The organism is Mesorhizobium sp. M5C.F.Ca.IN.020.32.2.1 (assembly GCF_004023105.1).
Classification (GTDB): Bacteria; Pseudomonadota; Alphaproteobacteria; order Rhizobiales; family Rhizobiaceae; genus Mesorhizobium; species Mesorhizobium wenxiniae.
Genome location: NZ_RZSX01001420.1, coordinates 1 through 893, shown reverse-complemented (window position 1 = coordinate 893; position 893 = coordinate 1). Strand labels below are relative to the sequence as shown.

The 893-nt window shown below is 61.4% G+C and carries 3 protein-coding genes; 2 read left to right on the top strand and 1 reads right to left on the bottom strand.

From position 1 onward, the window contains the following. The coding region (locus tag EOA86_RS36480) for an urease accessory protein UreD (protein ID WP_245497501.1) at positions 1-244 on the bottom strand (244 nt) is incomplete at its 3' end. A gap of 258 nt (positions 245-502) precedes the next feature. On the opposite strand from EOA86_RS36480, the gene EOA86_RS36475 reads away from it, so the two are divergent. Both EOA86_RS36475 and EOA86_RS36470 read left to right on the top strand, forming a co-directional pair. Continuing rightward, a complete protein-coding gene (locus EOA86_RS36475; protein WP_065011664.1) occupies positions 503-757 on the top strand; it encodes an acyl carrier protein in 255 nt (84 codons plus the stop codon). 4 nt (positions 758-761) lie between these two features. Beyond that, on the top strand, positions 762-893 hold a 132-nt coding region (locus EOA86_RS36470), incomplete at its 3' end, for a beta-ketoacyl synthase N-terminal-like domain-containing protein (protein ID WP_281035744.1).

Below are 893 nucleotides of genomic sequence, written 5' to 3'. Positions count from 1 at the left end.
GATCGGATGCGGCGCGGTAGGCCTTCTCGCAGGCTTGGGTGGTTATGGTGGCGGAGGCGCCGGCGCCGACATCGACCTCCCAGCCGAGGCGGTCGCCGCCGGTCAGCCCGCCGGCGGTGTTGATCAGGACGGCTTCGAGCGGATCGGCCGAGACGGCCGGCATGCGGATCTTGGCGGAACCATCCTGATAAAGCCGCCGAAGACGCGTGCGGCCGCCATTCCTGTCACAAGCAAGCTGCGCCATTCCGGCGACGCGCTGGGCCGGCGGCACAAAGGTCAGGCCACGTTCGATCATATCCACGGCGCCAACTTAAGCACACAGCCGGCTTTGTCGACATATAGCTTGTTGCTTGACAACGTTTCGGTTTCTATAGAGGAGCCGTCTTGGTACGGTCACACAGCGCCTGGCGGGATAAAAGGCGACGGTGACGATCTGAACCTGGGGAAAAAGAGGCGCTGATCAGTCGGCGTCGAGAAACGACAAGGTTGGGGAAGGAACCGAATGGCTGACCAGCTGGCAACGGACATCATCGCGAAGATCAAAGCTCATGCCGAGCCGGGTGGCGAAGAAATCACCACCAGCACCGAACTGACCTCACTTGGCATCCATTCGCTGGAACTGACGGAGATCATCTTCGATCTCGAGGAACAGTATGGCATCGAGATCGAGATGAACACGGTCGATGCCTGGAGCAACCTGAAGAACGTCGGCGACATGGTCGAGGCGGTTCGCGCGCTGATCGCGAATAAAGCCTGACTGAATGCACAAGCGCGTCGTCATTACCGGCATCGGCGGCATATGCGGGCTCGGCACCAATGCGCCCGCAATCTGGGGCGAGATGCGCGACGGCCGCTCGGCCATCGGCCCGATAGTCAATTCGGAGCTGCACGAC